This is a genomic window from Thermogemmatispora carboxidivorans, assembly GCF_000702505.1.
Taxonomy (GTDB): Bacteria; Chloroflexota; Ktedonobacteria; order Ktedonobacterales; family Ktedonobacteraceae; genus Thermogemmatispora; species Thermogemmatispora carboxidivorans.
In genome coordinates this window covers 3,150,006-3,176,801 of record NZ_JNIM01000001.1, presented here as the reverse complement: position 1 = coordinate 3,176,801, position 26,796 = coordinate 3,150,006, and the positions used below count along the sequence as shown (strand labels likewise).

Here is a 26,796-nt window from a genome sequence, read left to right as displayed (position 1 = left end):
ATTAGCCCTGGTCAAGCGCCTGCTGAATGGCGGCCATGAAATCCTGCGGTGACATCGCTCCGGTCACCAGGGGAGCCGCATTCTGCTGCGACAGGGTCGTGGCCTTGGTCGAGAAAAGGGCCTCGAACCAGAGCACCGGCTGTTTCACCTGGCTGATCAGCTCAAGCACCAGCCGCGTCAAAGCTGGAACCGAGGCCGGCTGCTGATGGACGACGAAACCGGTGACGGCCCCTTCTTTCTGGAGCGCGACATCGCCGTAGTGACGGGCGACGTAGGCCAGCCAGTCGCCGGCGGCACTATTATATCTGGCCTGGTTCACAGAGGTGGTCTGGCCGGCGTTCATCGGGGCCTGGTCACTGCTGCCGCTGCCACCGGCCACCGTAGGGAAGGGGAAATAGCCGATGGCCTCGGCCCCGATCTTATTGCGCGCCGGGTTGTTAAAGTCGCGCAAGGCCCAGCTCCCCATATAGAAGATAGCGGCCTTGCCCTGTAAGAAGAGATCCTCAGCGGGATCATAATCCAGCTCGGCGACGCCCTTGCCGAAATAGCCTTGTTTCCCCAGGTTAGCCACAGCCTGCGCGGCCTCAACATAGCCCGGATCGGTGAGCTTCGCCTGCCCGCTTTTGACGCGCAGCAGAGCCTCGGGACCATACTTACGGAAGAGATAGTTGCCGATCAGGCGTGTCAGGGGCCAGCCCTGAATGCCCGAGGCGGCGAAGGGCTGAAGACCGTGCTGCTGCAACTGCCCGGCCAGGCGCACCAGCTCGTCCCAGGTCTGCGGCGGCTGCAGCCCATAGCGCGTGAAAATGCTCTTGTTGTACCAGAAGCCTTCGATATTTAGCTCAAAGGGGAGAGCCAGGAGCTGGTTATTGAAGAGCTGCTTGATGATGGTGACGGCGGCGGGCACGAGCTGGTCGAGCACCCCCAGTTGACGGAAAGTGGCTTCCAGGTCGAGCACCTGGCCGTTCTTCTGCAGTTGAAGCAGGGTGTCAACAGGCGGACTGTTGTAGAGCAGAGGCAGAGCGCCCTGTCCGGCCAGCAGCTGCACCTTCTGATAGAGGTTCGTCTGAGCGATGTAGTCAACAGTGAAGCTCACTCCGGGGTGGCTCCTGGCGTAGTCGGCGGTGATGGTCTGCAGCACCAGGGGCCAGCCCGTGCCAGCTTGCTGGACCGAGAGGAAGTGAATGGCGAGCGAGCCGGAGCCACTGCTCCCGCCGCCAGACTCGCCGCCGCAGCCGCTTAGCAGGGCCGCCAACCCGAGCGTGGCGCCCCCAGCCAGGCGCACGAATTGGCGCCGATTCAGCAGGGCCTTGAGGTCGAGATCGTCTGTGGTCTGCATAGGCGTCGATCCTCCTCTGGATTGCTGACCCAAGCAAGAGGGCCAGTGCATCTGCATTGCATCGCATTGCATTGCATCGCATCGCCTCACCTCGCGTCGGCAGGCAGACAAACGCTGGCTCGCTGCGGCCCCTCTTTTCGCAGCGACCCGGATGGGCCTGGGTGGGCCCCGTTGCCCGCACTCCTTCGCGCTCAGTGAGTCCGATCTGCCATGATGAGCGCGCTTCCTGGGTATCCGACCCGCCTGCCGCCACTGGCATGGCGGGCCTGCGCCACGCTTTTCTTCCTGGTGCTTCTCTGCTCGCTTATCAAACTTGCCAGCCGGCTGACAGGTTTCCTGACCGCCCGCCTCTCAGAGGAGATTCCTGGCGCTGGCAAGTTAAGTAAGTAACTTAAGTAAAGTGGAATTAGTAGATAGTATAGTCAGGCGTAGGGGGCTTGTCAATGGGCGAGGGCAACAGTGCAACGACTGGGCTTGCGAAGGGGGATGTTTCGCCTATTGAGATGGAGAGCGTGCTGAGGCAGGAGCGACTCAGGCTTGACGCCGCAGGTTTTTTGCGCTACCATTTTTCTTACTAACTTAAGAAAGGTGGTGGCGGAACTGGCCGCGCAGGGACAACCTCGGAAGGCGGCGGATCGTTTTTTGATCCGCGGGATCAACCAGAGCATTGTCTTGAATCTCATTCGCTCCCATGCCCCGATCTCGCGTCCGCGGCTGGCGGCTCTCTCGGGTTTGAGCCAGGTGACGGTGATTAAGATCGTCAATAGCCTGCTGGAGCGTCAGCTCATTCTGGAGCGCGAAGGGATGGAATCGACTGGGGGGCGCAGAGCCGGGCTGCTGGAGCTACACCCGGAGGGTGGTTTTGCCATTGGCCTTATACCCCAGCCCGATTCGCTGACGGCGGCCATTGTCAATCTGACGGGTGACCTGGTGGAGACGCGGCAATGGCCGTTGACGCTGGCTGGTCAGCAGCAGCGGGCAGTGGAACTGATAGCGGACTCTGTTGAGGAGCTGCTCAGCAGTAGTGAGCTGCCGCGGGCGCGCGTGATTGGGCTAGGGCTAGGACTCAGTGGCCTGATCGATGCCGAACGGGGCTGGTGTTTACAGTCGCACATTCTCGGCTGGAAGGAGCTGCCGATCAGGGAGCCATTGGAGGAGCGGCTGGGTCTACCGGTCTTTGTCGATAACGACGTCAACTGTTTGGCGATCTACGAGAAGCTCTTTGGGCTGGCGCGGACCTGCGATCATGCGCTGATTGTGGCCATTGGGCGTGGTGTGGGCCTGGGTTTGATCCTCAACGGCGACCTCTATCGAGGGGCCTTCGGGGGGGCGGGTGAGTTCGGTCATACGGCGGTTGCCCTCGATGGGCGGCGCTGCAACTGTGGAAATCGCGGCTGTCTGGAGACGTATGTCTCGGAGAGCGGTATTGTCCAGAATTATCTGGAGGCTGTTCAGGCGGCGAGCGCGGTCCCGCTGCAGCTTGATCCGCTCTGGCAGCCACCCACGCCGACGCTGGGCGAGGTCATTGCGCGGGCCAGGGCTGGCGAAGAGGCGGCGCGGGCGGCCATTGGGCGCGCTGGTCTTCTCTTGGGGGTAGCTCTGGCCAATCTTGTCAATCTGCTCAATCCCGAGTGCATCATCCTCTCCAGTCCCGACACCTCCCTTGGCGTCAGCGATCTGCTTCTCGATTCGTTGCGTACCACCTATGAGCAGCATGTCTTTGCCCAGATGGGGCGGGGCCTGCGCTTTTTGACGGTCAAGAAGCCGGGCTACGAGAGCTGGGCCCGCGGAGCGGGCAGCCTGGTGCTGCGCCACTTCTTTGCGCCGCCGGCTCAGCTACGTGCTGAGCAGGGGCTACTGGAAAGCTGAGGGTGCCGCCCGATCTGATCCGGCCTGCTATGCTAGCGCGCGGCCCTTCCTCTTCCTCGCTCTCTGCTCTCTCCTTGTCTCCTCTCCGGCGTTGGCTGGGAAGGGAAGGAGAGCAGATGATCCCTGTTTGTCCTCCCGCTGGGCTGGCGCAGTGGCCGGCTCTCAGGTACTGTCTTCTCTATCAAATCAGAGCTGAGCTGAAGGGAAGAGAGGCCACGGGCGGCCCGGCTTGGGATCGCTTAAGGCTTGGGGCAAGGCCTGGGCCTGCTCTGGTCTGTCCGGCTTCGCTTCGCTTCGCTCCGCTCCGCTCGTCTGCCTTATGTCTTTCGCTGACTTGCGGGAGGACCCACTGCCATGAACCTTGAGCAAGGCCACAGCAGTCTCGTGACCCCCCAGCGTAGCCGTCTCCTCTCTCTGGACTGGTATCGCACCCTGCGCGGCTCTTCCAGGCATGCCTTCTGGGCCGCCTTCCTCGGCTACGCCCTCGATGCCTTCGACTACCAGATCTTTTCCTTTGTGTTGACGGCCACGGCGGCGGCCTTCGGGCTGACGACCGGTCAGTCGGGCCTGATTGCCACGGTGACGCTGGTCGTCTCGGCCTTCGGCGGCATCCTGGCCGGCGTCTTTGCTGACCTGATCGGGCGCGTCCGCACCTTGATGCTGACGATTGCCGTCTATTCGCTCTTTACCTTTCTCTCGGGCCTGGCACCCAACTACGGTTTCCTGCTCCTGTTCCGCTCGCTGCAGGGGCTGGGCTTTGGCGGTGAGTGGGCTGCTGGTGCCATTCTCATCGCCGAGGTCGCTGATCCGGCCCAGCGCGGACGCGTGCTCGGCATGGTACAAAGCTCGTGGGCTGTCGGCTGGGGTCTGTCGCTGGTAGCCTATACGCTGGTCTTCTCCTTCTTCCCGGCCTCGATTGCCTGGCGTATCTCCTTCTGCCTGGGTATCTTGCCCGGACTCCTGACCCTCTACGTGCGCTCGCGTGTGCCGGAGCCGGAGGTCTTTGTGCAGACGCGCGCCGCTGAGCAAGAAGCTGCCGGGGGCCAGGTGCGCAGTACGCGCAGCTCTTTGCTGCAGATTTTTCAGCCGGACCTGCTTGGGCGTACGCTACCGGCCACCTTGCTGGCCATTGGGGCCCAGGGCGGCTATTATGCGATCTTTACCTGGCTACCGACCTTCCTGAAGACGGTGCGCCATCTCTCAGTGGTGGGCAGCGCTCCCTACCTGGCGGTGGTGATTATTGGCTCCTTCGTGGGTTATGTGACCAGCGGCTATATCAATGACTGGCTGGGCCGCCGTCCGACCTTTGCCATCTACGCTATTTGTAGCGCCGCCTTGATTTTCCTCTATACCCAGATCCCGACGGGGGCAAATGGGCTGCTGCTAGTCCTGGGGGCGCCGCTGGGCTTCTTTGCCTCGGGTATCTTCAGCGGCTTTGGCTCTTTCCTGGCGGAGATCTTCCCCTCGCGGGCCCGTGGGGCTGGCCAGGGCTTCTGCTACAATTTCGGGCGTGGCGTGGGGGCCTTCTTCCCGACGATCATTGGCTTTCTCTCGGGCGCTATTGGCCTGGGTGGTGCCATCGGTTTCGGCGCCTGTGCTTATGCCCTCTGTCTGATCGCTCTCCTGCTGCTGCCGGAGACGCGCGGCAAGCGTCTGGTGGCCGTCGATTAGGCCGCGGTGCTGACTTGTTGCCGTGCCTTGCCTTGATCTGAAAGGAGGTTCTGACGACTGCCATGCAGATGGAGGAACTCGCTCGCCTGAGCGCGGCGGAGGCGCGCCAGCTGATCCGTGCGGGCCACTGGCGCCGCCCGACGACCGGGCTGGCCCTGGGCTATGTGCAGGCCAATCTGGTGATTCTGCCCGCCGACTGGGCTGAGGAGTTTGCTGAATTCTGTCGGCGCAATCCCCAGGCTCTTCCTCTGCTGGAAATGACGGCCCCGGGCGACCCCGAGCCGCGCCATCTGGCGCCTGGAGCCGATCTGCGCACCGACCTGCCGCGCTATCGCGTCTACCGCGAGGGGCGGCTGGTTGAGGAGCGGGAGGATCTCCTCCCGCTCTGGCGCCCCGATCTGGTGGCCTTCCTGCTCGGTTGCTCCTTCTCGGCGGAGCGGGCCTTGCTGGAGGCCGGGGTCCGTCTGCGTCATCTGGAGGAAGGGCGCAACGTGGCCATGTATCGCACGGGCCGGCCCTGTCAGGCCACGGCTCGCTTGCATGGGCCGCTGGTGGTGAGCATGCGCCCGATCAAAGGCGACCAGGTGGCGCGGGCCAGCGCGGTGACGGCGCGCTATCCGCTGGCGCATGGGGCGCCGGTGCACTGCGGCGAGCCGGCGGCTCTGGGCATTGCCGATCTGTCCCGGCCCGACTGGGGCGATCCGATCGCCGTGGCCCCCGACGAGGTACCGGTCTTTTGGGCCTGTGGCGTCACTCCACAGGCGGTGATCCTGGAGAGTCAGCCGCCGCTTGCCATCACTCATGCCCCAGGGTATATGTTTATTACCGATTGGCGCGACCAGGAGATCGAGCAGCGCACAAGCACGGGCGCGCCCTGAGCTAGCGCGTGAGGCGGGCCGGGCCGAACCGGGCTGGCCCGCTTGCTGCTTGTCGTAGGAGAGGAGAGAGGACTGTCGAGGAGTACAGGAATGACTGCGATTCTTGCCGGAGTTGATACGGGTGGCACGTTTACCGATCTGGTGCTCTTTCAGGAGGGGAAACTGCGCGTTCATAAGGTATTCTCGACGCCGCATGATCCGTCGCAGGCCATTCTGGAGGGTCTCCAGGAGCTGGGGGCGTTGCCGCGCCTGCGCACGCTGGTGCATGGCTCAACGGTGGCCACCAATGCCGTGCTGGAGGGCAAAGGGGCCCGCACTGGTCTGATTACCACGGCGGGCTTCCGCGATGTGCTGGAGATCGGGCGGCAGACGCGGCCCAGCCTCTACAACCTGCGCGTGCAGAAGGTGCCGCCGCTGGTGCCGCGTGAGCGGCGAGTTGAGGTCGTCGAGCGCCTCGATGAGCGCGGCGAGGTGCTCATTCCTCTGGATGAGGGATCGCTCGAAGAGGCCCTGGCCACGCTGGCACGCGAAGAAGTGGAGGCGGTGGCCGTGGTGCTGCTCTTTAGCTTCGCCAATCCAGCCCATGAGCGGCGCGTCGCCGAGGCGGCCCGGCAGCGGGGCTGGTACGTCTCGGCCTCGGCGGAGGTCCTGCCGGAGTTTCGCGAATACGAGCGCACCAGTACGCTCGTGCTCAACGCCTATGTGGGGCCACTGATCGATCGCTATCTGGGCCAACTGGAGCAGGCGCTGCCGGCGGGCACGGGCCTGCGCATCATGCAGTCAAACGGTGGCTCGATATCGAGCGCGATGGCGCGGCGCGAGGCGGCGCGGACGCTGCTCTCCGGCCCGGCGGCGGGGGTAGTGGGTGCGCGCTTTGTGGCCCGTGCCTCGGGCATCGAGCGCCTGATCGCTCTCGATATCGGGGGGACTTCGACCGATGTTTCGCTGGTCGATGGGGCGATTACCGAGACGACCGATGGGCGCATTGGGGGCCATCCGACGAAGCTGCCGATGATCGATATCCATACAGTGGGTGCCGGTGGGGGAAGTCTGGCCTGGTTCGATCTGGGCGGCGCCCTGCGCGTCGGGCCGCGCTCGGCGGGAGCCGTCCCGGGACCGGCGGCCTACGGGCGTGGCGGTACGGAGGCTACCGTGACCGATGCACATGTGGTGCTCGGGCGCCTGTTGCCCGAGGCTTTCCTTGGCGGCAGCCGGAGGCTCGATATGGCCCTGGCCCGTCAGGCCGTGAGGCGGATTGCTGAGCGTCTGGGCACATCGCTGGAAGAGGCGGCTCTGGGTATTGTGCGCATTGCCAATGCCAATATGGAGGCGGCCATTCGTCTGATCTCGGTCGAGCGTGGGCTTGATCCGCGTCACTTTACGCTGGTGGCCTTTGGGGGGGCTGGTCCCCTGCACGCCTGTGAGCTGGCGGCAGCCCTCTCGATCCCGCGTGTGCTCATCCCGGCGGCTCCGGGCGTCCTCTCGGCCCTCGGCATGCTGGTGGCCGACGTCCTCAAGGACTATGTGCGCACGCTGATGCTGCCGATTGATCAGGAGCAGGCCCAGGCCACGATCGAGGAGGCGCTGCAGGCTCTGGAGGAGCAGGGGCGGGCCGATCTGTTAGCTGAGGGCTTCGCGGCGGAGCAGATTCAGATCGAGCGCTATCTCGATCTGCGCTATGTCGGCCAGTCGTACGAGCTGACCATTCCTTTCGAGGGCGACTGCGCGCGTGCGGCGCAACAGTTCCATCTGGCCCATGAGCGGCGCTTTGGCTACAGCGATCCCAATGAGCCGGTGCAGGTAGTCAATGTCCGTCTCAAGGCGCGCGGCCTCGTTGAGCCACCAGTGTTGGAGCGTCAGCCGCTGCAGCCGGAGGCGGTGGTTCAGCCGCTGGAACGGCGCCAGGTCATTTTCGCCGGCGAGGGGGGGCCGGTGGCGCATGAGGCGGCTATCTATGAGCGGAGCGCGCTGGTGCCGGGGGTGCAGTTCGTCGGTCCGGCCATTGTCACCCAATACGACACGACGACGGTGGTGCCGCCCGGCTGGAGGGCGCGCGTCGATGCTGTTGGCAACCTGTTAATTGAGCTGGCCGGAGATGGGCCGGAGGGCGCGCAGCAGCTCCTGCAGCAGCGTCGTCAGCCCGCGCAGGCCGCTTCAGCTCAGCTTGCTGAGGAGGGGTCGCACATATGGTAGATGCCATCAGTCTGGAGATCTTTCGCAGCGCCTTGACGGCCATTGCCGAGGAGATGGGGGCGGTGCTGATGCGCAGCAGCTACTCGCCCAATATCAAGGAGCGGCGCGACTTCTCTTGTGCCCTCTTTGATGCCCGCGGGCGCCTGGTAGCCCAGGCGGCCCATATCCCGGTCCATCTCGGCTCGATGCCCGATTCGGTGGCCGAGGCCCTGGTGGCCTTCGACCATTTTGCGCCTGGCGATATTATCGCTCTCAACGATCCCTTTCTGGGGGGCACGCATCTGCCCGATATTACCTTGATTGCGCCGATCTTTGTCGAAGTTGAGGAGGAGCAGCGCCTGGTCGGTTTCGCGGCCAATCGGGCCCATCATGCCGATGTCGGTGGTATGGCGCCGGGGTCGATGCCGCTGGCGACCGAGATCTATCAGGAGGGGCTGATTATTCCTCCGCTCAAGCTCTGGGAGGCGGGCCAGCCCAATCGGGCTTTGCTGGCCTTGTTGCTGCGCAATGTGCGCACGCCGGATGAGCGCCGTGGCGACCTGGCGGCTCAGGTGGCGGCCAATCGCACGGCGGCGCGCCGCCTGCAGGAGCTGGTTGATCGCTGGGGCCTGGCAGCTCTGGAGGAGCATGTCGAGGCCCTGATCGGCTATGCGGCGCGCATGGCGCGGGCCACCATTGCCGCCATTCCCGATGGCACCTATCGCTTTACCGATTATCTGGATGATGACGGCGTCACGGGGGAGTGCATTCCGATTGTGGTGACGGTGACGGTGCGTGGGAGCGAGCTGACGGTGGACTTTACGGGGAGCGCGCCCCAGGTGCGGGGCAATGTCAATACGGTGGCCTCAGTGGCGCGTTCGGCGACCTATTATGTGGTGCGCTGTTTGATGCCGGAAGATGCGCCAATGAATCATGGGACGTTTGCGCCGGTGACGGTGATTGCGCCGCGGGGCTCGGTGGTCAATGCGCGTCCGCCGGCGGCGGTGGCGCAGGGCAATGTCGAGACATCGCAGCGCCTGGTCGATGCGATCTTTGGGGCTTTGGCGCAGGCGTTGCCGGAGGTGGTGCCGGCGGCCAGCCAGGGGACGATGAATAATATTGCTGCCGGGGGAATCGATCCGCGGACGCAGCAGCCTTTTGCTTACTATGAGACAATGGGGGGTGGCATGGGGGCCCGCCCGGGCCTCGATGGGCTGTCGGGGGTGCATACGCATATGAGCAATACGCTGAATACGCCGGTGGAGGCCTTCGAGTATGCCTATCCGATGCGCGTGACGCGCTATGCGCTGCGCGACGGGTCGGGGGGAGTGGGCCAGGCTCGCGGGGGCAATGGGCTGGTGCGCGAGATCCGCTTTGAGGCGCCTGCCGAGGTGACGCTGTTGACGGAGCGCCGTCGCCTGCCGCCCTATGGCTTGCAAGGGGGAGAGCCGGGGCGCTGTGGAGAAAACTGGCTCTATCGCCGCGATGGCGAGGTGACCTTGCTGCCTGGCAAGGTGCATTTTCGTGCTGAGCCGGGTGATCGCCTGGTGATTGCCTCGCCCGGTGGTGGGGGATGGGGCCAGGCGCCTGCGCCCGCGCTGGCGGCAGCCGAGGGAGCCTAGCGCGGGCTAGCCCGCCCGGGCCGGGTTGGACCAGGCTGATCGTCATCTCCTGCAGGAGTGCCCACGATGAAACCGAATCTGCGTCTGAGACATGAGCGCGAGATGCGAGGCTGGTCGCAGGCCAGGGTCGCCGAGGCCATCGGCTCGTCCGAGAAGAATGTCAGTCGCTGGGAGCGGGGAGTCTCCTCGCCGCAGCCCTATTATCGCGAGAAGCTCTGTCAGCTCTTCGGCAAGAGCGCCCGTGAGCTGGGCTTTGTGGAGGAGGCTGGAGGTGGGCTGCAGGAGCGCGAGATCTCCCCGGGTCAGGGCCGTCAGGAGCGGGTGCTTGATCCGACGATGCCACCGCTGCCAAACGAGGGGCGTGGCCTGGTCGGGCGCGAGACTCTGCTCGGGGAGCTGGCGGCCCAGCTCTGTGCCGGGCGCTCGCTGGCGCTCTGTGGGCTGCCTGGCGTGGGGAAGACAGCCCTGGCCGTGACGTTGGCGCACGATCCGCGCGTGCTGGTGCGCTTTGAGGCGGGGGTGCTCTGGGCGGGCCTGGGGCCGCGCCCCAATGTGTTGGAGCATCTGCACCGCTGGGAGCAGTTGCTGGGGGTGCCGCCGACGACGGGGGAGCTGTCGCTGGAGGCGCGGGCCCGCGCCTTGCGGACGGCCATCGGACAGCGCGGCTTTGTGCTGGTCATCGATGACGTCTGGGAGCTGGAGGCGGCTCTGGCTTTCAAGATCGGCGGGCCGCGCTCGGTCTTGATCGCCACGACGCGCTTTCCGCGCCTGGCGCTGGCCATTGCCGGCGAGGGGGCGCGGACGATTCATGAGCTGGAGAGCGCTGACGGGCTGGCCTTGCTGGCGCAGTGGGCGCCGGAGGCGGTGGTGCACGATCGGCGCGCGGCTTTGAGCCTGGTCGAGGAGGTCGGGGGGCTGCCGCTGGCTTTGACTCTGCTGGGGAAGTTTTTGCAGTCCCAGGCCCATAGCGGCCAGCCGCGTCGCCTGCAGGCGGCCCTGGCCCGCTTACGCAGCTCGCATCAGCGCCTGCATGTCAGCGAGATGCGCGGTCCGCTGGAGCAGCCGCCGCATCTGGCCTGGGGGACACCGCTCTCGCTGCAGTCGGCCATTGCTGTCAGCGATCAGCAGCTCGATGAGCAGGCGCGTGAGGTGCTGCGCGCTCTGTCGGTCTTTCCGCCGAAGCCGAATAGCTTTAGCGAGGAGGCGGCCCTGGCGGTAGCTCAGGCTCCGCCGGAGACGCTGGATGCCCTGGTCGATGCCGGTCTGTTGGAGAGCAGTGGCGCCGGACGCTATTTGTTGCATCAGACGATTGCCGATTATGCCAGCGCTCATCTGCGTGATCCGCAGGCCGGCGAGCGCCTGGTGGCCTATGTGACGGGCCTGCTGGAGCGGCATGGGAATGACGATGCGGCTCTGGAGCTGGAGAGCCGCAATATTGTGGCTGGCCTGCAGTATGCTTTTGAGAATGGGCGCCATGCGCGCTTTATCCGTGGGGTGTTGGCCTTTGCGCCCTTTCTGCGCCGGCGTGGCTTTTATGATTTGGCACGTCTCTATTTGCAGCGCGCTTATCAGATTGCTATCTGGTCGAGCGATGCGGCGACGCAGGGGCGTCTCTTGTTGGGTCTGGGCGAGGTGGCGCTGCATCAGGGTGATCTGAAGGCGGCGGGTGGCTATCTGCGCGAGGCGCTGGTGCTGGTGCGCGAGGGCAGGCTGCGGCGCGAGTGGCGGCGCGTTCTGCGCCTGTTGCGCTATCTGGCCTGGCGCCAGGGCGAGGTTGAGCGGGCTGCCGACTATGGGCGCGAGCTGGCGATGCTGGCGGAAGAGGAGGCCGGCGGCGACGGTTGAGGCCGGGGCAGGGTCTCGCGCATGAGCAGGGCGGCGAGGCAGCCCGAGAGGAAGGTGAGGAGGGCGACCAGCCCGATGGCCCAGGGAATCGAGAGCAGGTCGGCCAGGACTCCGGCCAGGAGGCCGCCGAGGGCGTAGCCGCTATCGCGCCAGAGGCGATAGACGCCGACCGCCGAGGCGCGCCAGTCGGGCGGGGTGACGTCGCTGACGGCGGCCAGCAGGGTCGGGTAGACGAGGGCGGTACCGCTGCCCAGGAGGATGGCCCCCAGGAGCCAGGGCCAGAAGCCCTGCGTGAGGAGCATCAGGGCCAGACTACTGGCCTGCACCCACATGCCCGCGCTGATCATCCCTTTACGTCCCAGTCGATCGGAGATGGCTCCTGTCAGGAGCTGGCCCGCGCCCCAGACGGCGGGATAGATGGCGACCAGCCAGCCGATGTGGACGGCGTCGAGGCCGGCGGCGGCGAAGTAGAGAGGGAAGAGACCCCAGGAGAGACCGTCGTTGAGGTTGTTGATCAGCCCGGCTTGACTGATGGCCAGCAGAGTGCGGTCGCGCCAGGAGACGTGCGCCACGATCTGCCAAAAGCTGGGAGCAGGCTGCTCCGGGGCCTGGGCCTGGAGCTGTCTGGCCTCTTGGCGGGCGTGGCCTTGGGATTCACGGGCGCCGAAGAGGGAGAGGAGCAGGCCACAAAGGGCGAGCAGGGTACCCAGCAGGAAGGGCTGAGGGCGCAGGGCGTAGGCGGTGGCCAGGTAGCTGGCGGCCAGGGCGGCGGTGGGCCGCACGTTGAGGATGGTGACGGCCTGGCCGCTCTCCAGCCAGGTGCGTAGGGTGTCGACGCTGATGCGCTCCATCAATGGATGCTCCTTTCCGCTGCCTGTGCCCTGATGATGGGGAGGCCGCGCTCTTGCCATTCGGGGACGCCGACTTCCAGGCGCCAGGCGCGAAAGCCGTGGGCGCGCAGGAGGGTGACGGCTTCGTCGGCGAAGACGCAGTAGGGGCCGCGGCAGTAGGCGATGATCTCGCAGTCGCGCGGCAGCTCGCTCAGGTGGGCCGCCAGTTCGGCGACGGGGAGCGAGCGCGCCTGTGGCAGGTGGGCGCTGGCGTATTCGTCGCGGGGGCGGACGTCGAGTAGCAGGGCGCGCCCGCTGTGGAGTAGCTCCAGGGCGGCGTCGATGCTGAGGGCGGGCCAGTGGCGGCGCTCGGGCAGCCAGGTGCTGACGAGCTGCTCTAGCTCGGCCAGGTGGGTTTCGCCGGTGCGCCGCAGGGCCAGCCAGAGGCGCACGACTTCGCCGGAGGCCAGGCGATAGCGTCGCTGACGCCCGCGACGCCGCACGTCGACGAGCCGCGCCGCGTGGAGAATCTGCAGGTGCTGGGAGACGGTGGCCACTGGCAGGGTGGTCTCATGGGCCAGCTCTTCGACGCTGCGCTCGCTCTGGGCGAGGAGGTCGAGCAGCTCCAGTCGGTGGGGGCTGGCCAGGGCTTTGCCGATGCGCGCCAGTTCTTCGTAGAGCCGATCTTTAAAGGCTCGCTTGCTTTCAGGATGCTGGTATGCCACGCCGATTTCTGCTCTCCTCTCTCTTCTTTGCTCTGTTCTGTTCTGCTCTGCTCTGCTCTGCTCTACTCTACGCTCTTCTCCTGGCTCTCCTTGCTTGCTGAGACCAGACGGCCACGGTTGTTGGTGGGACTGGCTCGGCGCTTGATCCTGCGCTCTCTGTCCACTCTGTGACCGGCTTTGCGGCGCCAGGCTCTGGGTGCTTCGATAGATTGATATTCAATAGAATAATTGAATGATTGAGGGATGTCAAGGTCAGGGGGGGCGCGTCGATGGTCGGGTGAAGGGGCTAAGCCTGGAGCGGATGAGGCGGGCTTCCTGACCTGGGTTGCGGCTAACGATTCTGAGGTGGAGTCAGGCGGCGCCCATCCCAGGCGGGCGCAGGAGGCATGTCAATCCTTACATAAGGTAGGGTCCTGAGACGTTTCAAACCCAGAGCGGGCAAAACAAGCATTCTGACGACATTCCCTATCTCCTTCCCAAAGATCAACAAGGTTTCAAACCCAGAGCGGGCAAGACAGACATTCTGACAGTCGGCGAGGAAGTCCCTACCTGGCAAGTAGATGCGTTTCAAACCCAGAGCGGGCGAACCAAGCATTCTGACGTGCGTGCCGTGCACTGTTGCAGCGTGTCCATATTCGTTTCAAACCCAGAGCGGGCGAACCAAGCATTCTGACGTGGCTCGCCCTGGATCAAGCGTTGCTGCAGTTAGAGGTTTCAAACCCAGAGCGGGCGAACCAAGCATTCTGACGCTGGCTCCCGAGAGCGTGCGCACCATCCTGGACGTGGGGTTTCAAACCCAGAGCGGGCAAAACAAGCATTCTGACGGTGGCCACAGCGCCGCCGCTTCCCATCATTCCCGGTTTCAAACCCAGAGCGGGCGAACCAAGCATTCTGACGTGGCTCGCCCTGGATCAAGCGTTGCTGCAGTTAGAGGTTTCAAACCCAGAGCGGGCGAACCAAGCATTCTGACGCTGGCTCCCGAGAGCGTGCGCACCATCCTGGACGTGGGGTTTCAAACCCAGAGCGGGCAAAACAAGCATTCTGACTATATCATCAACGGTATGGAAATACCGAATTCTTTAGTTTCAAACCCAGAGCGGGCAAAACAAGCATTCTGACCGACATCAATATTCCTCTGCTCAGCATGAGCGGGGGTTTCAAACCCAGAGCGGGCAAAACAAGCATTCTGACCCCCGTTAGAGCTACACCCCGGTCAACGTCAGCTCGTGTTTCAAACCCAGAGCGGGCTAAACAAGCATTCTGACGAAGGCTCCCGATCCCTTCGAGGAGCTGAGGCTACGTTTCAAACCCAGAGCGGGCAAAACAAGCATTCTGACCATGACGATCTCCTTTGGACTTATGACGATCTCCTTTGGTTTCAAACCCAGAGCGGGCAAAACAAGCATTCTGACCCGGATCTATGCCTTGGAGGGCACGGTGACTATGCCTGATGTGTTTCAAACCCAGAGCGGGCGAAACAAGTATTCTGACGGTACCCTCTCCAGAATAGCATCGCAGGCGGCCTCAGTCAAGCCTTTTCGAGCATCCCAAAAAAACGGTCATCAGTGACCGCTTTTGGGAGGTCATGATGCTAGCCACTATGGCCCTGATGCGGCCTGCAAAGCCATTCGAGCATCGCTGCACGAAAACCCGGGAACCGAGATCCTCGAAACGAATGGCATGAGCGGCAAAAGAAGCGCGTTCACCTCCGCCAGCAACCGAAAGAGCAGCTTCAACGGAGAGGAGCTACACCGGCGCCGACTCACCCCAGCTACCGACCACCTCCGGCCTCCAGCGGAGGCCCGAGCGCCAGGGTGCTGGCCGGCAGAGCGAGGCCCTGGCTGGGCCCACAAGGGGAAGAGATTCAAACCTCGTCGCACCCTCGCCCTCGGCAGCGGACACCTACCCCCAGCGCAGACCGAAGACGTGCCAGCGCGACGAAGTAGGCGGCAGCGACATATGTTTCCTTCTTGGCCAGGGGTGCCAGTAAGGTACTATTGAGGGGCCGTACGAGAGCGAGCGAACAGCCCATAGTGAGACGACTGTCAAGTATACAGCAGCACTTGTCAAGCGACAAACAAGCTGCTATTCTCCATAGAGGGAACAGAAGCTTCAGTTTCTCTCAGTCAAGAAGACAGACGGGCCTGGATCGCAAACAGCTCTCCGTAGATAAGCTTTGACAGGTGCAATGAAGAGGAGCAACAATATGCAGGACAGCTCGGCTCACAAGGGGCCAATCAGAAGCACCTACCTATTGATCCCGAACAGGTGGCGGAACTCGCCTGCCTGGGCTGACCGGGCCACACACTAGAGCAGCACCGAACTTGCGACCAGCGCAACCGTCGCCACTATCGCATCATCAGCAGGCCAGAGCGGCCAAAGCGCTCCCGCCCTCCTGGTTGTCCAGTGCTGGGAGCAGTGACCACCCCTGATACGAGAGTGAAGATCGCCATATGAGTACAGCCTTTACGCAAGAGCGCTTCTGCGACCACTGTGGAGCCGCCAATCCGCTGGATGCCACCCAGTGCTGGCACTGCCAGGCACCGCTGACTCCCCCAGAGGCCGGGGTAGGGACCCTGCTCATAGGGCGCTACCAACTGATCCGCGAGCTGGGTCAAGGGGGCATGGGCACCGTCTTTCTCGGAGAAGACCGGCGGTTGGGCGCCCGCCCTGTGGCGGTCAAATGTCTCTCCAAACATCGGCTCAACGCCCAAGAGCGAGCCGAGGCTGAGCGTGCCTTTCAACAGGAGGCCGAACTACTGGCCCGGCTGCACCATCCGAGCCTGCCGGCGATCCACGACTACTGGAGCGAGCCGGAGGCGAGCTATCTGGTGATGGACTATATCGAGGGGGAAACCCTGGAAGCCATCCAGCAGCGGACCCCGCAGCACAGGCTTCCGCTGGAGCAGGTGGTAGAGTGGGGTGAGCAGCTCTGTGAGGTGCTGGCCTACCTGCATGAGCAGCAGCCGCCGGTGATTTTCCGAGACCTCAAGCCGGCCAACGTGATGGTGCGCCAGAGGGACGGGAGGCTGTTACTGATCGACTTTGGGATTGCGCGGCACTTCAAAGCGGGCCAGGCGCATGACACGATGGCCTTTGGCTCTCCCGGCTTTGCGGCGCCGGAGCAGTATGGGAAAGAGCAGACCACGCCGCGTAGCGACCTCTACAGTCTTGGGGCGGTGCTGCACAGCCTGCTGAGCGGACGCGATCCGAGCGAGCAGCCGTTTCGCTTTGCGCCGTTGCGGCAGCTCAATCCAGAAGTTCCCGAAGAGCTAGCCCGGCTCATAGCGGAGCTGGTGGCCCTTGAGCCGAAACAACGCCCATCCTCGGCGCGTGAGGTGCTGGAGCGGCTGAAGCGGCAGCCTGGAATTGGCAAAGGGAGCGGCAGGAGCGCACGAGTAGGAGGCTGGCCAGCACAGGGGCAAGGTGCAGCCGCAGCGCAGCCGAAGCAGGGACTGGCGCCGACAGTGCCAGCGGGACCCTTTGTCTCATCAGCGGGCCAGACTCAAGCTGGGAGGCAAGGTGCAGCCGCAGCGCAGCCGAAGCAGGGACTGGCGCCGACAGTGCCGGCGGGACCCTTTGTCTCATCAGCGGGCCAGGCTCAGGCTGGGAGGCAAGGTGCAGCCGCAGCGCAGCCGAAGCAGGGACTGGCGCCGACAGTGCCAGCGGGACCCTTTGTCTCATTACCGGGCCAGGCTCAAGCGGGAAGGCAGCGCCAGTTGCTGCAGCCTGCGCTGATCTCCCCGCCGGCAGTGCCGATTCAAAAGCCTCAGATATCTCGGCGATCCTTGCTCGCACTGGGCCTCGGGGCTGGGGCCCTGGCCCTGACCTGTGGCGGCGTCGTTTTCATTGCCTCGCAGTCTCGCACTATCGACCTGGCCACCCAGGAAGCGCAGGGATCGGAGAATGTGAGCCTCCTGATAACCTGCCGGGGACATCAAGGCCCAGTGACCGCGCTAGCCTGGTCGCCTGATCATGTCATACTGGCATCCGCCTCTCGCGATCAGACGGTCCGTCTCTGGGATGTCAGGACTGGTGCAAGCCTGCTGGTCTACACTGGCCATCAGAGCGAGGTTCAAGCGCTCTCCTGGTCGCCCTGGGGCGTCTACATTGCCTCTGGTTCCGCTGATGGCTTCATCCACATCTGGGATGCTGACACAGGGCAGTTGCAGCGAAGCTACCAGGGGCACAAAGGTGCTGTCAACGCCCTGGCCTGGTCTCCACAATCGGATAGTGTACGGCTAGCCTCGGCGGGCGATGACGGCAGTGTCTCCATCTGGGATGGCCTCAGCGGGGCGCTTCTCTGGAATCAGCTCGGCGACAGCGGCAGCATCCGTACCCTGGCCTGGTCGCCTGATGGCAAGCGGCTTGCCTCAGCCGGAGACGCTGGCCTGATCGAGATCCGAGAAACGGTCGGCTGGTCCACCCTAAGCTCCTACCAGGGCCATAGCGACCCAGTCTGGAGCCTGGCCTGGTCGCCTGACGGCAACCTGCTCGCCTCCGGCTCGGCTGATACCACCGTCCGGATCTGGAACCTCAGCCTCGGCGAACGGCTGCTGACCTATAAGGGCCACAGCGATAGAGTCACCGGCCTGGCCTGGTCGCCCTTTCAGAGCAAGATTGCTTCCTGCTCCGATGACGGTACCCTCCAGCTCTGGGACGGCACGAGCGGGCAGCTTTGGGGAACTGGCAAAAGCGCAGCTTTCCAGGCACTCGTCTGGTGGCCATCTTATACCCAGCTCGCTACCGGAGACAAGGGCGCCAACGTGCGGATCTGGCAAACTGTCTAGTGAGGGAGCTTCTCACCAGTGCGCAAGCGGACTGCTGTCACAGACTCCTTCCCTGCAGTCCCTTGTCGCCATCAGCTCAGCTCTGGCAGCTGATCAGACAAGCCTCGGGGAAACAAGTGCGCTATTCAGGCCGTGAAGCATGAAGGCCGAGGGCGGCAGGTTGCAAGAAGCGCTGCGGCACTGGATCACCAGCGGCAGCCAGGTGCCTGTCTGCGAAATCAGCCCCACCAGCCAGCGCAGACCGAAGGCGCGCCAGCGCGACGAAGTAGGCAACAGCGACATGTGTTTCCTTCTTGGCCAGGGGTGCCAGTAAGGTACTATTGAGGGGCCGTACGAGAGCGAGCGAACAGCCCATAGTGAGACGACTGTCAAGTATGCAGCAGCACTTGTCAAGCGACAAACAAGCTGCTATTCTCCATAGAGGGAACAGAAGCTTCAGTTTCTCTCAGTCAAGAAGACAGACGGGCCTGGATCGCGAGCAGCTTTCTGTAGATAAGCTTTGACAGGCGCAATGGAGAGGAGCAACAGTATGCAGGACAGCTCGGCTCACGAGGGGCCAACCAGAAGCACCTACCCTATTGATCCCGAACAGGTGGCGGAACTCGCCCGCCTGATGCAACAAGATCGTCTCCTCACGGAAGCGATGGGGGGCCTCTTTCCTGAAGGGATCAGCCTGCCGCCCGGTGGACGTATCCTCGACCTGGCCTGTGGCCCGGGTGGCTGGGCCATGCAAGTCGCCTTTCACTATCCTTCTGTTGAAGTTGTCGGCGTCGATCTGAATGCCAACGTCATCGACTATGCCCGTGTCCAGGCCCGCAGCCGCGGCCTGACCAACATCGACTTTGCCGTTATGGACATCAGACAGCCCCTGGCCTTCGCTGATGCCTCCTTTGATCTCATCAATGGACGCTTCCTCTTCAGCTTCATGCGACCTGCAGACTGGGCGGCTCTTCTGAGCGAGTGTCGCCGTCTCCTCAAGCCCAGTGGCACAATCCGCCTGACCGAGACCGAAGGCCCACTGACGACCAGCCTCGCCACAGAGCGTCTTTTCGCCTTGGGCTATGCCGCTCTCAAACGCGCCGGTCAGAGCTTCTCACCCGACGGCTGCCACGTTGGTATTACTCCTGTGCTGCCACGGCTGTTACGTCGGGCAGGCTTCGCAGAGGTGCGCCTGCACGCCAGCGCCGCCGAGTGGTCGAGCGATACACCGCTGCATTACGCCTTCTTCAAAGATGAGATGGTGGCCCTGGACCTCTCACTTCCCTTTCTGGTCAGGATGGGCATGGGAAGCGAGAAAGAACTACGCCAGCTTTATCAGCAAGCCGTGGCTGAGATGCAGACTGACGACTTCTGCGCTATCTGGACCTGGCTCACCGTCTGGGGCCACCAGCCCGCCTGAAACAGGCGCACAACAAGCATCCTGCCAGCCCAGACCGACCATCGTACCTTGCAACCAGCGCATCACCGGAAGGCCAAAAGGCTCGGACGATCCGGTTGCACTGATGACAGCAGCCAACGATCATATGCTCTTGAAAATCGCCATATGAGTACAGCCTTTACGCAAGAGCGCTTCTGCGACCACTGTGGAGCCGCCAATCCGCTGGATGCCACCCAGTGCTGGCACTGCCAGGCACCGCTGACTCCCCCAGAGGCCGGGGTAGGGACCCTGCTCATAGGGCGCTACCAACTGATCCGCGAGCTGGGTCAAGGGGGCATGGGCACCGTCTTTCTCGGAGAAGACCGGCGGTTGGGCGCCCGCCCTGTGGCGGTCAAATGTCTCTCCAAACGTCGGCTCAACGCCCAAGAGCGAGCCGAGGCTGAGCGTGCCTTTCAACAGGAGGCCGAACTACTGGCCCGGCTGCACCATCCGAGCCTGCCGGCGATCCACGACTACTGGAGCGAGCCGGAGGCGAGCTATCTGGTGATGGACTATATCGAGGGGGAGACCCTGGAAGCCATCCAGCAGCGGACCCCGCAGCACAGGCTTCCGCTGGAGCAGGTGGTAGAGTGGGGTGAGCAGCTCTGTGAGGTGCTGGCCTACCTGCATGAGCAGCAGCCGCCGGTGATTTTCCGAGACCTCAAGCCGGCCAACGTGATGGTGCGCCAGAGGGATGGGAGGCTGTTGCTGATCGACTTTGGGATTGCGCGGCACTTCAAAGCGGGCCAGGCGCATGACACGATGGCCTTTGGCTCTCCCGGCTTTGCGGCGCCGGAGCAGTATGGGAAAGAGCAGACCACGCCGCGCAGCGACCTCTACAGTCTTGGGGCGGTGCTGCACAGCCTGCTGAGCGGACGCGATCCGAGCGAGCAGCCGTTTCGCTTTGCGCCGTTGCGGCAGCTCAATCCAGAAGTTCCCGAAGAACTGGCCCAACTGATCGGCCAGCTGCTCGTCTTAGACGTCGAGCGACGCCCGTCCTCAGCGCGCGCCGTCGGCGACGAACTGCGGCGCCTGGCTCAGGACCTCCCAGCCAGGCGAAACCAGTCGGGCAGCGGTGTGACCACTACAGTCAGTGCCCCCGCCCAGGCCCCGGCGGGCAGGCCAGCACCTCCGGCAGCTCAGCCACAACGGGGACCGGTGTCGCCGCCACGGGTACCGATCCTGGCCCCATCACCAGCGGCTCCGACGAAGAGTGGCACCGCTCAGACCCCGCTGGCCCGCGTCAGGGGCCGGCTGCAAGTGCTGGCTGCTACCCTGCCGCAGGCTCCCCAGAACAGATGGCCTGGCTTGTCGCGGCGCACTCTTCTCGCCGGAGGTCTTGGTATCGGTGCTACCCTGGCCGGTTTGGCTGGCTTCTTCCTCCTATCACGACCTCGCCTTCCTGAACTGGCCACTAATGGCTCGGGGGCACTTCGACTGGCCCTGAGTTGTCAGGGACACACTGGCTCAGTGACCGCCCTGGCCTGGTCGCCGAATGGCGCCGTGCTGGCTTCCGCTTCTCGCGATCAGACGGTCCGCCTCTGGGACCCTATGAGCGGCCAGATCTGGCGTGTCTACCGTGGCCATCGGAGTGAGGTCCGGGCGCTGGCCTGGTCGCCCGATGGCCTCTCCATCGCTTCTGGCTCCGCCGATGGTTTCATCCACATCTGGGATGTTGTCACCGGACGGCTAAGGCTGAGCTACCAGCAACAGAGCCTCCCCGTTACTTCCCTCCTCTGGTTGGCACAGGCAAACGGTTCGCTGCTCGCCTCGGCGGGCGGCTCTGGCTGCACCTATCTCTGGGATAGTTCCCGCGGGGAGCTAGTCGCTGCTTATTGTGATCACACCGGTGACATCCGTGCGCTCGCCTCGCAGTCTAGTACTGACAGTGGAGACCTTGCCTCTGGTGGAGATGATAGCCTTGTCGTAGTCCGTGACGCCATTTCAGGACTCATCGATCTGGTCTATCGCGGTCATCAGGGGCCGGTCTGGAGCGTGGCCTGGTCGCCTGACAACAGCATGATCGTCTCTGGATCGCAAGATGCCACCGCCCAGATCTGGGACCCTCGCAACGGCGAGCCACTGCTGATCTATAAGGGGCATATCAATACAGTGACCGGCGTAGGTTGGTCACCCCAAGGCGAGCAAATGGCCTCCTGCTCCTACGACGGCACCGTCCAGGTCTGGGAGTGCACGACTGGGAAGCTCCTGGGAGGCGCGAAAACCGCCCCTCTCCAGGCACTTGCCTGGTCGCCGATCTCTGATCTGATCGCCACTGGCGACCAGCGTGCCCAGGTGCAGCTCTGGCGGATAAGCTAAGCAAGCTGACAAACAGACAGAAGGACTGCCGTGGCAGAAACCCGCCACAGCAGTCCCCGCTAGTGATAGCGAACAGACAGCGGGCGGCCCACTCCCGGGCGACCTCGCTAGACCACAGCGCAGCTCATACCGTTGAGCGTAAAGGCTGTGGGCGGCTGATTGCTCCCGCTCCAGGTGGCCTGGAAGCCCGGCGGCACGCTCAAGCTACTATTGGCCGGAATCACGGCATTGGCGGCCACGTTCGTCACCGTCACGGCGCTGCCCGCCTGCGAGAAATTCCCGTTCCAGCTCACCGTGATTGTCTGGCCATTGGCGAAAGAGAAGCGCAGCGTCCAGCCATTGATCGCGCTGCTGCCAGTATTGGTGATCGTCAGGCTGGCCTGGAAGCCGCCGCTCCATTGGCTGACGATGCCGTAGTGGATCTGACAGGTGGAGGCCGCTGGCGTCGGGCTGGGCGACGGCGTGATCGTCGGGCGGGGGGATGGCGTGGGTGAGGGCGTACTCGTGGGCGTGGCTGTCCCGCCCGAACCACCGCCGCCATTCATTGGGTGCTTCATGAAAAAGCTGTAGATGGCGTTGGTAGCGCTGGGACCCTGCGGATCGGTATAGGAGCCGCTGCTGCTGCCGCCCGACCAGTCGTGACCCATGCCGTTGATCTTCCAATACTCCTCAATCTCGTTCCCCTGATTATCGTTCCAGGACTGCACCGTATAGCTGCGCCCGCCCGACACCTGGCCGCTCACACTACTGCTCGGGCTGCTGAAGCTGGCGTTGTAGCTGCCGTTCGAGGCCAGATGATCGGTTGTCATCCACTGCTGGACCACCTGATCGCCGTTGACCGGATAGACCGTGTAGTCGCTCTGGCCCTGGAAGACAATCGTCGGCACTACGCGCGCAGCGCTGCCCATCGCCTGATAGGCGGCCTGCCCCTGCTGCTGCGGATTCGGCCCACCCTGCATCATCGCCGTCGTCGCCGCCGTCTGCGAGGTCGCCGCCTGATATTCCAGGCCCGAAGCTGAAGCGATAGCCGCAAAGATATCCGGGTAGGTCGCTCCCATAATCACCGCCATCGCGGCCCCTGCCGAGAAACCAGCCACGTAGACGCGATTGCGGTCGATCGTCCACTGCGAGGTATTTTGCTCGACGGTCTGGACAATGCCAGCAATGATGGCCGGCTCACCGCTGCCGCGCGACTGATGGGCGGGCAGGAACCAATTCCAACAGGAAAGAGAATTGTAGCTACTCGTCTGCTGCGGATAGACCACGATGAACTGATCTTGATCGGCCAGGGCGTTCATCTGAGTGCCGTTGGCGAAGTCCTGCGGCGTCTGCGTACAGCCGTGCAGCATGACGATCAGGGGCACCGCCGTACCAACCTGATAGTTGGCCGGCGTATAGACATAGTAGGGACGACTGCCAGCAGGCCCGCTGTAGGTGTACTGGGTGAAGGTGCCGCTGCTGGCGTGCGCCCGCTCAAAAAAGAGCATCCCACTGACGAGGAGCAGCGCGCAAGCGAGCGCGAGGCGAACAACGTTTCGCATGGTGAACCCCCTTGACGGTGAGGCGATGCCAGGGGCAGGCGGTCTGGCATCCTTGCCCTGCAGAATAGGGCAGGAATGAAAAAGAGAAGATGGGCGGGTAAGAGGAGAGAAAGCAGGAAAGACCAGCCCGGCTGATAGCACTCTCTCTGTCTCTGAGGAGAGGCGAGGCAGATGCTGAGGGAGATGCCAGGGCAACCATTCGCTCTCTCTAGTCGCCTGGCGCTGATCTTGATCAGGCAGCACGGGCCAGGCGCGAGCCGGAACAGGCAGGCTGCTGGTAGCAGGCCAGCACCGTGCTGGCGGAAGGCAAGTCATGGCCGGCGTCCTCCTGCGGCGCTGGTTCCGCGCAACGCTGCGCGGCGCTGGCGCTCTCTCCAAGGCTCAATATGACATGTGAATCATGTATCATATAGCGAGGCATATTGTCAAGTGGGAAGCCGCTTCGCAGATCTCAGACCAGGGGTCGCAAGTGGTCGAGGTAGTAGTCCAACCTCTCGCTCAGCTCCTCCGGCAGCGCCTGGCGCCACTGCTGCGAGGCCTCCGTCAGACGGGCATAGATCGGGGGAGAAAAGAGCCAGGAGCGCAGCAGGGGCCACTCGCCCTGTTGCCATGCTTCCCGAGGCTCTTCTGCCAGTGCTGGCCCTTCCTCGACAAAGAAGAGCGCCAGCTGATAGAGCGGAAAAAAGCCGGTGGCCTCTTCCCAGAGGCGCAAGAAGGGCGCGGGTGACTCCCAGCTCTCTGTCATTGAGCGTAAGAAGCCTGCCGCATCGTACCAGACCAGAGTCGCGGGAGGCTGTGCCAGCAGCAGGCGCCAGCAGAGCAACAGGGCCGTCTCGACAGCCTCCTGCTCGACGCGCGGCCAGCTGCGCCACTGGCCGTAGGCCAGCTTCGTGGCGATCTGTCTGAACTCCAGTCCAAAGCCGTCATCCTGGCCATACAGGATTATCTCCAGCCAGCGTGGCAGAAAATGCTTGAAATCGACGACCTCGCCCCAGGTCGTCAGGGCTTTCCAGGCGTAGCGTTGCAGATCGGAGCCTGATAACTGCTCCAGTGGTACGCGCCCCAGACGCGCGATCTCCTCCGGCGTCACGCAATGCGCACAGGCCCACATCTGCCGCCGGAATGGGTAGGCGGCAAAGGTGCGGTAGAGGCGCGCCACAACTGCCGCGCGCGTCGCCTCCAATTCCTCTACTGGCTGACTCATCATCAACAGCTCCTTGTTTGGAAAGGGGCCTTTTGATCGCTTGCTCGCTCGTTGTTGGGTCTGGGTCCCAGTATAGCAGAACTGGCCTCCCGAGGCCAGCACAGATGCGTGTTGCTCGGGGGCTTGCTGTCCGTCTGGCTGGTGACAGGCAGCCGGCATATGGTATCATCTCTGTTAGAGAAGATTGCCGGCCTATTTTCCGCGCGACCCGGTTGGGCATCATCAGGGGAACAGGCCAGCAAGGAAGGAAGCGAGGGGAGTCCGGAGAGCCGGGCTGAGAGTGCGACCCTGCAATGTCGCAGACCCTGCAGCAGACACCTGATCTGGATCATACCAGCGGAGGGAACGCTTTCTTTCTCCCACCGGCTCCGCTGCCCAACGTGGCTTCACCCACGTCGCGCAGCGAGAGAGCGTCGACAAGAAGCCGTTTCCCGGCCCGTCTGGGGAAGCGGCCTTTTTTTATGGGCCGCCTGTTCAAGGAAGAGGAAGGCAAGAGCCTATGCAACGGCGAACCTATGACGTAGTGGTAGTCGGAGCGGGCATCGTCGGCAGTGCCACGGCCTACCATCTGGCGCGGGCTGGACAAAGCGTTGCCCTCATCGACCGTAGTGGCGTCGCTGCCGAAGCCTCGGACGCCGGGGCCGGCATGCTCACCCCACTGGCCGAGGCCGGCGCCAGCGACCTGAGCGATCCCCTCTTGCGTCTGGGTCTGGCTGGCCTGCGCCACTACGAGCGCCTCGAAGCGCAGCTAGAGAGTGAAACCGGCATGTGGGCTGGCCTTGTCCACCTGCCGACCCTCTATCCCGCCTTCGACGACCAGCAGGCCGGAGCCTTACGCCGCGACCTGCCCGCCCTGCAGTCCCTGCGTCCCGAACTGCGCTGGCTGGAAGCCGACGAAGTTCGCCAGCGCGAGCCACTGCTGGCCCCCGGCGTGCGCGGGGCCATCCTTTCGCCCGCCGAAGGCAACGTCACCATCGGCCACCTCACGCGTCTGCTCGTGCGTGCCGCGCAATTGCACGGCGCCGAGCTGCTCATTCCGCGCAGCGCCCTGGCCCTGCTCTGGGACGGCGCCCGCGTCCAGGGCGTTGTAACCGAAGAGAACCCCATTGAAGCCAGGCATGTCGTCCTGGCGACCGGTGCCTGGAGCAGCGCCTGGTCTGATCGCGACCAGCAGGCGGGCATCGTCTACCCGCTCAAAGGCCAGCTCCTGGCCCTGCGTCCCAGCGGCCAGCCCCTGCGCCACACCATCTACGCTGGTCCCCTGGGCTATCTCGTCCCCAAAGCCGACGGCAGCGTCTTTGTCGGCGCCACCTCCGAGCGGCGCGGCTTCGACAAAACGCCGACCGCTGGCGGCCTGATCCAGCTCCTGGAGGTCGTCCAGCGGGTGACCCCTGCCCTGAAAGAGGCCAGCGTTGAACGCACCTGGGCCGGCCTGCGCCCCGTCTCTGTCGATGGCCTGCCCTTCATCGGCGAAGCGCCCAGCAGCCCCGGCCTCTGGCTGGCCGTCGGACACGGGCGCGTCGGGGCCATCACCGGACCCGTCACCGGCTTCATCATCGCCGAGCTGATCCAGGGGCGGCCCGTTCCCTACGACCTCGACCTGCGCCCCTTTGCCCCCGAGCGCCTCGGCTCCTGGCGTCGCCGCCTGACCCCTCTTGGGGCCGCCGAAACTGGCGGTCGCCAGCTCGAATTGTTCAGCCAGCCTGCCGAAGCCAGCCAACCTGGCGAAGCCGTCGCACAAGAAGACCAGGTAAACAGGAGAGAACAACCATGACAGAGGACCTGCTCACCATTGGCTCACGGACCTTCCGCTCCCGGCTCCTCCTGGGCACGGGCAAGTACCGCAGCTTCGAAGAGATGCAACAGAGCCTGGAGACCAGCGGCACCGAAGTCGTCACCGTGGCCCTGCGTCGCCTGGACCTCTCGCATCCCGGGCAGCCGACACTGCTCGACTATCTCGACACCGAGCGCTACACCATTCTGCCCAACACCGCCGGCTGTAAGACTGCCGAGGAGGCCATTCAGATCGCCCACCTGGCGGCGGCAATGGGCCTGCCGCGCTGGGTCAAGCTAGAGGTCATCCCCGATCCCGACTATCTGCTGCCTGATCCCATCGCCACCCTGGAAGCCACGCGCCAGCTCGTCAAAGAGGGCTTCGAGGTCCTGCCCTACATCAACGCCGACCCCGTCCTGGCCCGGCGCCTGCAGGAGGTCGGCGCCGTCACCGTCATGCCTCTCGGCTCGCCCATCGGCTCCGGTCAGGGGCTACTCAACCTGCCGCAGATCCAGATCATCATCGAGCAAGCGCGTGTACCCGTCATTGTGGACGCCGGCATCGGTGCCCCCTCGGATGCCGCCTTTGCGATGGAACTGGGGGCCGCCGCCTGCCTGATCAATACCGCCGTGGCCCAGGCCGGCAACCCTGTCCTGATGGCGCGCGCCATGAAGCTGGCCATCGAAGCCGGGCGGGCCGCCTTCCTGGCCGGACGCATCCCGCGCCGTCCCCAGGCCGCGGCCAGCAGCCCCCTGACCGGCCTGGTCGGCAGCCCGTCCTGAGCTGAAGCAAGTGGATAC

Annotated in this window: 17 protein-coding genes and 1 CRISPR repeat array; of the genes, 11 read left to right on the top strand and 6 right to left on the bottom strand. The window is 64.0% G+C overall.

Annotated features, from left to right (window positions below):
• Position 1 precedes the first annotated feature (1 nt).
• Positions 2 to 1,339 (bottom strand): ABC transporter substrate-binding protein, encoded by a 1,338-nt coding sequence (locus tag N688_RS12455; RefSeq protein WP_052889581.1) that lies wholly within the window; start codon positions 1,337 to 1,339, stop codon positions 2 to 4.
• A gap of 537 nt (positions 1,340 to 1,876) precedes the next feature.
• On the opposite strand from N688_RS12455, the gene N688_RS12445 reads away from it, so the two are divergent.
• From N688_RS12445 to N688_RS12420, 6 genes are all read left to right on the top strand, one after another.
• Positions 1,877 to 3,208: an ROK family protein gene (locus N688_RS12445; RefSeq protein WP_156025403.1), complete on the top strand. Its 1,332-nt coding sequence runs from the start codon at positions 1,877 to 1,879 to the stop codon at positions 3,206 to 3,208.
• A gap of 354 nt (positions 3,209 to 3,562) precedes the next feature.
• Positions 3,563 to 4,879 carry an MFS transporter gene (locus N688_RS12440; protein ID WP_081838795.1) on the top strand — a complete coding sequence of 439 codons (1,317 nt, stop codon included), beginning with the start codon at positions 3,563 to 3,565 and terminating at the stop codon, positions 4,877 to 4,879.
• 62 nt (positions 4,880 to 4,941) lie between these two features.
• Positions 4,942 to 5,757 carry a putative hydro-lyase gene (locus tag N688_RS12435; RefSeq protein WP_202901912.1) on the top strand — a complete coding sequence of 272 codons (816 nt, stop codon included), beginning with the start codon at positions 4,942 to 4,944 and terminating at the stop codon, positions 5,755 to 5,757.
• 90 nt (positions 5,758 to 5,847) lie between these two features.
• Positions 5,848 to 7,950, top strand: coding sequence for a hydantoinase/oxoprolinase family protein (locus N688_RS12430; protein ID WP_081838794.1), 2,103 nt, complete (start codon positions 5,848 to 5,850; stop codon positions 7,948 to 7,950).
• Positions 7,944 to 9,551, top strand: coding sequence for a hydantoinase B/oxoprolinase family protein (locus N688_RS12425; RefSeq protein ID WP_052889578.1), 1,608 nt, complete (start codon positions 7,944 to 7,946; stop codon positions 9,549 to 9,551). The genes N688_RS12430 and N688_RS12425 overlap by 7 nt, the downstream gene beginning before the upstream one ends.
• A 66-nt stretch (positions 9,552 to 9,617) precedes the next feature.
• Positions 9,618 to 11,396, top strand: a complete 1,779-nt coding sequence (locus tag N688_RS12420) for a helix-turn-helix domain-containing protein (RefSeq protein ID WP_052889577.1) — start codon at positions 9,618 to 9,620, stop codon at positions 11,394 to 11,396.
• On the opposite strand, the gene N688_RS12415 is transcribed toward N688_RS12420, so the two are convergent.
• Both N688_RS12415 and N688_RS12410 read right to left on the bottom strand, forming a co-directional pair.
• Positions 11,342 to 12,247 (bottom strand): MFS transporter, encoded by a 906-nt coding sequence (locus N688_RS12415; RefSeq protein WP_052889576.1) that lies wholly within the window; start codon positions 12,245 to 12,247, stop codon positions 11,342 to 11,344. The genes N688_RS12420 and N688_RS12415 overlap by 55 nt on opposite strands.
• Positions 12,247 to 12,951 carry an ArsR/SmtB family transcription factor gene (locus N688_RS12410; protein WP_052889575.1) on the bottom strand — a complete coding sequence of 235 codons (705 nt, stop codon included), beginning with the start codon at positions 12,949 to 12,951 and terminating at the stop codon, positions 12,247 to 12,249. Before N688_RS12410 ends, N688_RS12415 begins: the two co-directional genes overlap by 1 nt.
• A 420-nt stretch (positions 12,952 to 13,371) precedes the next feature.
• Positions 13,372 to 14,443: direct repeats of the CRISPR family, unit length 38 nt; unit sequence GTTTCAAACCCAGAGCGGGCAAAACAAGCATTCTGACC.
• A gap of 961 nt (positions 14,444 to 15,404) precedes the next feature.
• Here N688_RS12410 and N688_RS12405 point away from each other — a divergent pair.
• Complete coding sequence (locus N688_RS12405) at positions 15,405 to 17,741, top strand: WD40 repeat domain-containing serine/threonine-protein kinase (protein WP_052889574.1); 2,337 nt, start codon at positions 15,405 to 15,407, stop codon at positions 17,739 to 17,741.
• Between the two features lie 93 nt (positions 17,742 to 17,834).
• Here N688_RS12405 and N688_RS12400 read toward each other — a convergent pair whose 3' ends face one another.
• A complete protein-coding gene (locus N688_RS12400) occupies positions 17,835 to 18,023 on the bottom strand; it encodes a hypothetical protein (protein ID WP_052889573.1) in 189 nt (62 codons plus the stop codon).
• Positions 18,024 to 18,270: 247 nt separating this feature from the next.
• Here N688_RS12400 and N688_RS12395 point away from each other — a divergent pair, with 247 nt between their 5' ends.
• Both N688_RS12395 and N688_RS12390 read left to right on the top strand, forming a co-directional pair.
• Complete coding sequence (locus N688_RS12395; protein WP_052889572.1) at positions 18,271 to 19,140, top strand: class I SAM-dependent methyltransferase; 870 nt, start codon at positions 18,271 to 18,273, stop codon at positions 19,138 to 19,140.
• A 144-nt stretch (positions 19,141 to 19,284) separates the two neighbouring features.
• Positions 19,285 to 21,477, top strand: a complete 2,193-nt coding sequence (locus N688_RS12390) for a WD40 repeat domain-containing serine/threonine-protein kinase (RefSeq protein ID WP_052889571.1) — start codon at positions 19,285 to 19,287, stop codon at positions 21,475 to 21,477.
• Positions 21,478 to 21,584: 107 nt separating this feature from the next.
• Here N688_RS12390 and N688_RS12385 read toward each other — a convergent pair whose 3' ends face one another.
• Entirely contained in the window at positions 21,585 to 23,018 is a 1,434-nt protein-coding gene (locus tag N688_RS12385; RefSeq protein ID WP_081839208.1) for an extracellular catalytic domain type 1 short-chain-length polyhydroxyalkanoate depolymerase, read from the bottom strand.
• A 451-nt stretch (positions 23,019 to 23,469) separates the two neighbouring features.
• Positions 23,470 to 24,225: a hypothetical protein gene (locus N688_RS12380; protein WP_156025401.1), complete on the bottom strand. Its 756-nt coding sequence runs from the start codon at positions 24,223 to 24,225 to the stop codon at positions 23,470 to 23,472.
• A gap of 496 nt (positions 24,226 to 24,721) precedes the next feature.
• On the opposite strand from N688_RS12380, the gene thiO reads away from it, so the two are divergent.
• Positions 24,722 to 25,996, top strand: a complete 1,275-nt coding sequence (gene thiO / locus N688_RS12370) for a glycine oxidase ThiO (protein WP_052889568.1) — start codon at positions 24,722 to 24,724, stop codon at positions 25,994 to 25,996.
• Entirely contained in the window at positions 25,993 to 26,778 is a 786-nt protein-coding gene (locus tag N688_RS12365) for a thiazole synthase (RefSeq protein WP_052889567.1), read from the top strand. The genes thiO and N688_RS12365 overlap by 4 nt, the downstream gene beginning before the upstream one ends.
• Positions 26,779 to 26,796: the final 18 nt, after the last annotated feature.

Excerpts from the sequence above, each read along its gene's own strand:
- N688_RS12455 (WP_052889581.1), bottom strand. The coding sequence starts at position 1,339 with ATGCAGACCACAGACGATCTCGACCTCAAGGCCCTGCTGAATCGGCGC.
- N688_RS12440 (WP_081838795.1), top strand. The coding sequence starts at position 3,563 with ATGAACCTTGAGCAAGGCCACAGCAGTCTCGTGACCCCCCAGCGTAGC.
- N688_RS12435 (WP_202901912.1), top strand. The coding sequence starts at position 4,942 with ATGCAGATGGAGGAACTCGCTCGCCTGAGCGCGGCGGAGGCGCGCCAG.
- N688_RS12430 (WP_081838794.1), top strand. The coding sequence starts at position 5,848 with ATGACTGCGATTCTTGCCGGAGTTGATACGGGTGGCACGTTTACCGAT.
- N688_RS12425 (WP_052889578.1), top strand. The coding sequence starts at position 7,944 with ATGGTAGATGCCATCAGTCTGGAGATCTTTCGCAGCGCCTTGACGGCC.
- N688_RS12420 (WP_052889577.1), top strand. The coding sequence starts at position 9,618 with ATGAAACCGAATCTGCGTCTGAGACATGAGCGCGAGATGCGAGGCTGG.
- N688_RS12415 (WP_052889576.1), bottom strand. The coding sequence starts at position 12,247 with ATGGAGCGCATCAGCGTCGACACCCTACGCACCTGGCTGGAGAGCGGC.
- N688_RS12405 (WP_052889574.1), top strand. The coding sequence starts at position 15,405 with ATGAGTACAGCCTTTACGCAAGAGCGCTTCTGCGACCACTGTGGAGCC.
- N688_RS12400 (WP_052889573.1), bottom strand. The coding sequence starts at position 18,023 with ATGTCGCTGTTGCCTACTTCGTCGCGCTGGCGCGCCTTCGGTCTGCGC.
- N688_RS12395 (WP_052889572.1), top strand. The coding sequence starts at position 18,271 with ATGCAGGACAGCTCGGCTCACGAGGGGCCAACCAGAAGCACCTACCCT.
- N688_RS12390 (WP_052889571.1), top strand. The coding sequence starts at position 19,285 with ATGAGTACAGCCTTTACGCAAGAGCGCTTCTGCGACCACTGTGGAGCC.
- N688_RS12385 (WP_081839208.1), bottom strand. The coding sequence starts at position 23,018 with ATGCGAAACGTTGTTCGCCTCGCGCTCGCTTGCGCGCTGCTCCTCGTC.
- N688_RS12380 (WP_156025401.1), bottom strand. The coding sequence starts at position 24,225 with ATGATGAGTCAGCCAGTAGAGGAATTGGAGGCGACGCGCGCGGCAGTT.
- thiO (WP_052889568.1), top strand. The coding sequence starts at position 24,722 with ATGCAACGGCGAACCTATGACGTAGTGGTAGTCGGAGCGGGCATCGTC.
- N688_RS12365 (WP_052889567.1), top strand. The coding sequence starts at position 25,993 with ATGACAGAGGACCTGCTCACCATTGGCTCACGGACCTTCCGCTCCCGG.